2 protein-coding genes are annotated in these 8,633 nt (G+C 55.3%); both read right to left on the reverse strand.

Annotated elements, in window-relative coordinates; genetic code table 11:
- Positions 1-145: 145 nt before the first annotated feature.
- Positions 146-817, reverse strand: a complete 672-nt coding sequence (locus tag HMPREF2554_RS09860) for a hypothetical protein (protein WP_041321656.1) — start codon at positions 815-817, stop codon at positions 146-148.
- A 134-nt stretch (positions 818-951) separates the two neighbouring features.
- Positions 952-8,415, reverse strand: a complete 7,464-nt coding sequence (locus HMPREF2554_RS09865) for a DUF6531 domain-containing protein (RefSeq protein ID WP_244864851.1) — start codon at positions 8,413-8,415, stop codon at positions 952-954.
- Positions 8,416-8,633: the final 218 nt, after the last annotated feature.

Genomic DNA, 8,633 nt, shown 5'->3' on the forward strand with positions numbered 1-8,633 from the left:
GCCCTTGCGCTGGCACAGACGGTATGCCCCGACGACCTTGAGATTCAGTCAAAGATGGCATCGTAGCGCAGAGCGTTTTCTCAGAAAAGATCCCTCACGATATGTGTTATCGTGAGGGATCTTTTCTGTATCGGTCAGCATGCACCTAGTTGAGTTTTGGTTCTATGTTTCCGGTGGCCATGCCGGTGATGCGGGGGTTTGCGGTGAGGAAGTCGATGACGCGGGGGTAGTGTTCGATAGCCCAGGTGATTTCTTGCATGTCGTGGGGGTTGTTGGGGTCTGCCCAGCGGTCTTGGGTGCAGCGGAAGTATAGGTGTGCGGGGATGGTGTATTCTTTCATGCCGCGTGGGGAGTAGGCGGCGATGGTGTAGCCTTTGTCGTTCCAGAGCCAGATGCTGTCGGGGTCGGTGCCGTCGTTGTCGGGACGGTTAGATTCTGGGGTGTATTGGTATTCGTTGATGGCGGTGATGGGGGTGGTGCGGAGTTTCCCGGTGAGTCCTCGGTAGGTGATGGTGTTATCGGGGTTGAACCTGAGGTATTTGGTTTCGTAGTAGTACATACCAATCAAACCGAAAAGGACGGCCCCAACAGAAAAAACCACAAGTATTGTTTGGAATTCTGCAAGATGGGTGAGCATGTATATACTCATTCCGGTGAACACTGGGATATAGATGCTCCAGACCCAGGGCTCTGAGCGGGGGAGTCTTTTGACGAGGGCTCCGCTGCGTTTATCGCGGGCGCGGCGTATCTCGTCCCGGGTGATGTAGAAGATGATAAAGAGGAAGGAGCAGATGAAATATATCAGGAATGCAGACATTATTCTTATCTTATAAGTACGGGGCGGTCACGAAGCATCACAACCACCTTAAGTTTTCGGTCTGTACACACCCACAATACAGGGTATATACAGACCGAAAACGTCATTCGTGGACTAACAACAAACCATCTGATTTATTTGTTAAGATCCGTATTGTAGCCGCCAGGTGCCCGGTGAGAAGTGGCTGGTCCTTTAGCCGGGCCTTCTTTACGATGCCTAGGACCCTCTACTCCTTTCTGATGCCGTGGAGTCTTTGAGGTTTCGGGATCTTTGAAACCCTCATTTGGCTCTGCACCATAATGCACTCCATAACGTCCGTGATCATTTTCAAGGTGTTTGAGTCCTGTTCCGGTTGCTATGTTGTCGATACCAGTACCCACGACCTTGTTATAGGCCCCAGTCCCGACGCTATTCAAGTAACTGTAATCCTTGCCGTTCTGGTCGTGGGCGACCGTCTTATCCTGAACCGGCTGCTCTAGTAAACTTGCTCCAGGCAGGCTTGATCCACGAGATACAGCTTCCTGCCTCAGGGAGTATTTCACCTTACCGGGTAAGGTTGTAGGAGTTTTCATCTCCGGCAGGGCAGAGTTGACTTTTTGCTCAATTCCGTGGGTAAGCACCCCAGAACCAAAGCCCGTTACCGCGTTTACAGTAGCCCCCGCCACAGTAGGGTGGTCAGCATCTTTAATATAGCCAAGAGTATTTGCGGCACTGTTTGTCACACCACTCGCAAAGGCTTCAGTGGCATACTTTTTACCGGTTTCAGAGGCAAGCTTAGTGGTAACACCTGAAACTGCTGGAAGTTTAGAACCGACATAGGTAGCTGCCTTACTCGTTCCATTACCAATCATGGTACCTACGCCCGTAGCGGTGACTGCTTTCCCAAGTCCAAAAGTGGTTGCTTGGATTGCTGCCTGCGTAACGCCTCCCTTAATCATTGAGCCTTTATCATACGTCCCGTCAGCGTTCATCTTGGTGCCATCACCTACGCCGTAAACACCTGCCCCTGCGATAGCAACATACGGGGCAGCGGGACCGCAAACAAGACTTACCGCCATAATGGTTGCACCAGCAATATGGTACAAAGTCTGTGTATTCTGTGTATCAACGTATTTTTTGAAATCCTCATGGCTTAATGGAGCTGTTCCCCAAGGGTCGATCATGCCTACAGGGTCATGTCCTAGGAATGAGTACGAGTCCGCGAACCAGCCTGCACCTACGATGGGCGGCAACGGGTCTTGGGAGAGGAACTTCTTCGACGATGGGTCAAACACTCGTGCGCCCATCAGCGCAAGCCCGCCCACCGCGAGTGTGCCGGAGCCGGTGAAGGACACACCTTCTGGCAGTCCCACGCTGGTAAGCAGCGCGGATGCACCCGAAATGCCAGGAGCGCCGAGCGCACTGGGCAGACCCGGGGCCTGCAACGCAGCAGCACCGGGGGCGCTCAGGGCACCAAAACCGACCATATTCCCGGTGTTGGGTACCCCGGGGACACTCCAGGGGTCAAACCCGCCCGGTACTGCCGCTTGGGAGAACCCGCCGTCAGCCCCTGCAGCCGGGATGCTTCCGGCCCCCAGCAGATGCGGGGCAGAAGAGGTCGGATCCCACAGCAGCGGCACCGTCACCCGATCGTTACCAGTGATCGCGGTGGCAACCCCGGTAGCGTCGGCGTGTATCCGAAGACGTGAGCACAGCCCTGGAACCTCGGCACCATGAACGTCGGTAGTTGTATCGCTGACGGTAGTCAGAGCACCGGTGATACCCCAGGTATAGGTGCGTTCTTGGATAACACCATCCGAGGTGACGCTCTTCTGCCCGGTGCGTTGTCCGGCTGCGTTATAGGTGTAGGACACTTCGGTACTCACCCACGCGGCAGAAACACCCTCACCCACTGTGTAAGGTCGTTCAATCGTGGTGCAGTGCAGCAGCTGGTTGAGCCCGTTATAGATGAACTGACGCTCACCAAGCAGAACCCTGCCCTGAGTGGTCTCGTCCTCGGTGGTGTCATGGTGGTAGAGGCGTTCGGCAACCATGAGTCCATCCTCATACACCCATGTGAGTTCATACCCGTCAGCGCGAGCACCGGTCAGCTGTCCGGCCTCGTCATAGGAGTACATCACCAGCCCGGTCGCAGTGGAATCAAGCCCGATAATCCGGCCGGTGTGGTCCCGGATCACCTGCACACCCTCAGCAGTGTTCTCATCGCCCTGCTCGCTGGTGTGTTCATAGGAGGACACCAACCCGTCCTGATCGAAATCCCAGGTCGAGATCGTTTCGCCGACCTGAGCACGTACCAGGTGCCCCATCACATCGTAGGAGAACTCCCCAATGACCGACTCGCGCTCACGCACACCAGGGTCAGCAATCGAGGCGGTGTTGATTGAGCGGATCGGGCGTCCGGCACCATCAAGCACCCACTGGGAAGACCCGTAGGGGGTAAGCATCATCGTGCGGAACCCATCGGCATCATACGCATAGGTGAGCGTATACGAACCTGTACTGGTGAACGTCTCCAGGGCCTCAGCCGTACCGGGATCGCTGGTATTCTCGATCCGATCGACCTGGCGGGTGTACTCGATCAGGTTCCCGGTGGCATCAAAGACACGCCGGTACGTCACCGGGGTATCCCCGGTGTGATCCTTCATCCACGTAATTGCTGATCCCGGTAGCGCGGGTTTACCCGTGCCGTACTCAGCAGCTAGGGAGCCGTCGATGAGCGTGCGGGTCAGATCACCCGTGCGGGCATCGTACTCGAAGGAGCGGGTACGAACCCCGTCATCTTCGGACAGCAGGCGCCCGGCGGCATCCCACGTATAGGTGGTGCGAATAGCCGGAGTCGTAACGGCGCTGTCCGGGTGAGGCTTTTTCGCAACCTCAAGGATGCGTCCGGCGGCATCGTACTCGTACTCGGTGATGGCCCCAGTCGGATCCGTCACTGAGGTCAGCAGCCCGTCCGCGTCGTAGGCGAAGAATGTCCTATTTCCCAAGCCGTCGGTAACCCGCACCAGGTGACCGAGCTCATTATAGGCGTAGCGGCGGGTACCAAAAGTGGAATCCTGCACCCGCACCAGCTGGTTGCACGCATCCCACGTATAGGTGGCAACGCGGCGACCTGCTTGAACCTTTATCAACCGCCCGGCGGCATCATAAGTCATCTTTTCCACAAGCCCGTCAGGGGTGTGTCGCTCGATCACCTGCGAGGCAGCATCATACACCAGCGTCGTTACAGCCCACCGGGTCGGTTCTTCCCACGAGGACGCCCCGGTGACGGGATCGGTCACCCGCACAGGCTCATTAAGCCCCACACGCTCAGAGGACAGCCTTCCGCAGGTGTCGTAGGTGTAATCGGTAAACCGGCCCGCAGCACTAATAATGCGGGTGACACGTCCAGCGGCATCACGTACATACCGTGTGAGCCCACCATTAGCGTCCAGGGCTTCAACGATATTCCCAGCAGCATCATACGTAAACATCTGCCGACCTGTTGGCTGTGAGGGGGCACCGGCAGTCTCAGCGGCTGCGATAGCCTCAGCAGAGGAGGATACTCCATGCGGGATACCCGTCCCGGCAACCCCCGCACCGGCAGCACCGGCGCCCATAGGCGCCTCAGAGGTACCGTTTGAGGAGGACGCAGATGTGGTGGAGGCACCATCCTGCTGGCCGATTTCGGTCACCCGCCCAAGAACATCCACCTTGCAGAACGCCGACGAGAAAAGACCCTCACCGGTACCAGCAACAGACTCAATACCCTCATGCCGGTCAATCGACCGGTGGGAAATAACCCCCGTCGCATCCGTGATTTGTGTGATTTCTCCAGCATGATCGTACTCGAACCGCGTGATGGCTCCAGTAGGATCAGTCAGGCTAATCAACTGGGACAAACCATCCCAAGAATACTCCCACACCCGGTTTCCGGCGGTGATCATCTTCACCAGGTTCCCGAAAGTATCGTACTCACGCCGGGTTATACCTCCGGCCGCATCTGTGACGGTCGCGATATCCCCACCTGCTGTATGAGTGAACTCAACAGTTGCCCCATCAGGGTTAATGACTGCGCTGGGCAATGTGCCAACTGCAGAATTACGGGTACGACCTTGTAACTGTTCGCGAGCCATGTAGGGGGTGCCATCACCAACAGGGGACTCGGGGTAAACAAATGACCACTTGGCACCCAGCGGATTTATCACGGCAGAAATTACACCTGCTTCGTTGTACTCAAGCGTGGTAGTGGCCCCTAGCGGGTTTGTGACAGAGGTTATCTGACCAGCGATATCTCGGGTAAATCGGGTAGTATTGCCAGCAACATCACCTAATGCAACAATATCGTGGTGCTCATCATACTCCAGGGTAATGTACACACCTGTTGGGTCGCTAATTTTCAGGATATCGCCTTCGGGGGAATACTCCCACGTGGTAGCTTCTCCGGCACCATCAAGAACAGCTACCGGGCTCGGATTCACCACTAGGGTACCTTCCTCGTACCGATACGAGTGCACCGGCATAGGCTCGCTGAGGTTTTTCACATCTCGGGCATCACGCACACTCACTGAGAGCAAACGATCTTGCTCATCCCACCTGTAGGTGTAATCGGCACCCTCGGGGGTACGCTCACGCTTAATATGACCACGCTCATCTGAGACACGCACAGTTCGTGACCCGTCACGCTCGGTAATGCTGATCCGGTTGCTGAACCGATCATAGCTCATCGACATGCGCGTACCGTCAGTCGCCGTAACGCTCAGCAAACGCCCTTTGGCATCAGAGACCCACAGGTTTGAATTATTGCCGGTATCAGCATCGGCAATAATGGTTGTGACATTTGGGGTGTACTGGTAGGAAATATCTCGCCCGTATTCGCTAATCTGCCCTATCACACGACCGGAATCATCATAGGTGTTCGTGACCTCAAGATCGCCGCGCACGCTAATCACCCGGTGAATCAAACCCCGCTCAGTATGCGTATACGTACGCGTTCCGATACCGGTTGTTACTCCGGTGAGCAAGCCAGATACCTGCACCGAGGCACTGGATTCAGCAGCTTCGGTATAGGAATAGACAACGTTCTGCACCGGTTCCCCGGCACGTTCACCAATGGTGTTGTATGTGAATGCCGCCGCTGGGCGCACGCCACCGGTTTCCTCAGCGGGCTCATAGTTCACATGAACACCGCGATGCGCCACCGGATGCACCAGATCCGTCACGGCACCATCCTCAGCCAGAATAAACACTGTCAGGCTGCTCAGGTGCCCCTGTCGGCGCGCCACCGGCGCACCAGAGGGCGCATAGAAATACGCTTCGTGCTGGTTATTGTGCACCATCCACACAAACGGGACCTCAGGAACCACAGCAGAACCACCCGTGACTGTAGCCTGCTCGTAGGCGTGCACCTGCGCATCGCGCACCCGGGTAAACAGTTCATCCGTGGCGGGAACCTTCGTCAGCCACCACGGCTCCCGGGCGGCGCGGGCGAACCCTTCGCCTTCCCGATCAAAGAGTACTTCACGCCCGTCAGGCATAAACCACGAGGCCTGCTCGTCCCCAAAGCTCAGGTGGGTATCCAAGGTCGAGAACCAGCCAAGCCCGAACACGCCCGAAGGAACCTCATCCGCATGGGTGACCGCCAGACTGTTATACATACGCGTCAACGACAACGTAGACTCACTCACCGTCCCGGTGAAGACCAGATCAGTTTCCGGTTCGATAAAGTTACCTGTCGCCACGTTCACCGGATCATTCGCAAACCCAGAGGTCGGTATTTCACCAGAAACCTGGGAAAGTGTGACATCAATATGATTAATAGAAACTTGTGGGCCTACCTGAGCGTCCAAAGTGCTGTCGGCAAGAGCCACTGGGTGTCCAGAACTTGCACCAGCGTCACGGAACGCTTGAGCAACTTTATGGAGCCAATCTGTGACGAGACCACTCTGCTCATTGAGAGTTTGCAGACCCATCATAGCTGGGGATATATCTAAAGTTCCGAAGGATGTGTCACGTGCTGCATTAAAAGCCGCAAAGGCGTCATTGATGGCCCTGTATTCCCTATCGTGTGTATTGGTGTCATCGTTGCAGCGAATAACATATACGTCCAAATTTTCTGGTATAGCTGAAGAAGTTCCTACCCCAGAGCTTGGCGCTGGAGCTGCGGGGGCAGCGATGCTTGAAGGCGCAACAGGTTTGGCGGGGGCACCTTCATAGCCAGGGCCTACATCGTCATTCCAAATGCTTTCTATGGAGTTGCCCCACCTTTCCCAAAACCAACGGTCGTCCCAATCACGAGCGCGTTGACGGTTCCGATTTTCGCGGGCCACACATTCCTTGAAATAGTCAACAAGGTCTGCCGCGTATAAGAGCATTGCAGCAACGTTGGTAGCGTTTGCTTTAAGTTGCTCATGCCTATCTTTAAATTCTTCTGAATATTTCCCAGTAAAATCTGCACAGCTTTCGGTGAATTGTTGATCTCGTCCGCCGGAAGAGCCACCCCCACCTGCCTGTCCGTAGGATTTCGTGAGATTATTGCCCGCAGTCCTAAGAGCTTGCCTTAAAGTGTCTGCGGCGGCATTACTAAACTTAACATTGTCTTGAGCTTTAGCTTCTTTTGAAAAATCAACGGATGAAGTGGCGTTGTTCGCGCCGGATACCCCCACAGTAGGAGCGTCACCACTATCGTTGCTGTAGGAACCAGGTTGAGCACATTGGTATGGCTGACCTGCAATAGTGTCCTCTGGAATATAAGTAGGCCAGTTATTCCACCCGTTATTACTGTCTTGGGCATGTCCTGGGGTTTTGTACAGCGGAGTAGGGGCCTGTCCTCCAGCAGCGCCTGCCGCAGTGGCGGCACCTATGGTGGCTCCAGCCCCATTGAAACCGGAAAGCGGGGCTGAACCGGAAGCGTCTCCGCTAGATTGGGGGTATCCCTCTGTTGAAGAGGAAGGTCCATCAAAGGAGCTTGAGGACCCGCTCCCTTGGAAATCTCCAGAATACCCTTGAGTGGACGAAGAATCGTCAAAGGAACTTGAAGACCCGCTTCCCTGAAATCCCCCAGAGTCGCCTCCAGCAGAGCTTGTGCTTCCTGTGGAGACGGGCGCACTAGCGGAACTCTGCGGCGAGGCGTTGCCCGATGTTTCCTCGATAGGGGTACCGCTGCCCCCATAAACGGCGTTGCTTGCGGTTGGTGGCGCGGCAGAGTCAGGGTGAGAACCTACGATAGGTGAAGACTGTGATGTCGTTCCACCAGAACCTTCGCTGGTTATAGGGCTGCTCGCTGTTGTTGATGCATCGGAGCCCTGCTGCGGGTTCGGAAAAGTATGCTGGGGCTGGTTTGCCCAGGGTTCTTGTTGCGCCAGATCTGGGCTGTGCTGGTCTGAAGGCGCGAAGGTATCTTGCTGCACGTTTCCGCTTGCAGACCCTCCGGCGGCATCACCGGAAATCGTGCCCGAGGCATGAGAATGTTGGTTTTGGAATGTATCACTGACTTTGTGGTGGTCTCCCACGATTGGTGATGACTGCGAGGTAGTGCCAGAGGAAGGGGTATGCGGGTCATCGGGCGATATCCAATAACTCGGTGAGCTTGAACTGGGTATCGGTGAGGGAATAGGCATGGCAAAAACCTCGTCTCGAAAGAATATTTTTGTATCGGTGAAGAGTGAGTGAGTTTAACAGTAGAAAAGAAATAAAGAATGTACTTATGCAGATTTTCTGCAAAGTTTCATGGGATATAAAGCTTCCCCCGGCTATGAGACGGGTGTAACGTCTGTACCAGGGGAAGCTTTGTGTATGTGGGTGTGTGAAAACTTGGTTGTTTTCTGTGTCTTATGCG

The sequence above is a fragment of the Rothia sp. HMSC071F11 genome (genome assembly GCF_001809115.1).
GTDB classification, from domain to species: Bacteria; Actinomycetota; Actinomycetes; order Actinomycetales; family Micrococcaceae; genus Rothia; species Rothia dentocariosa.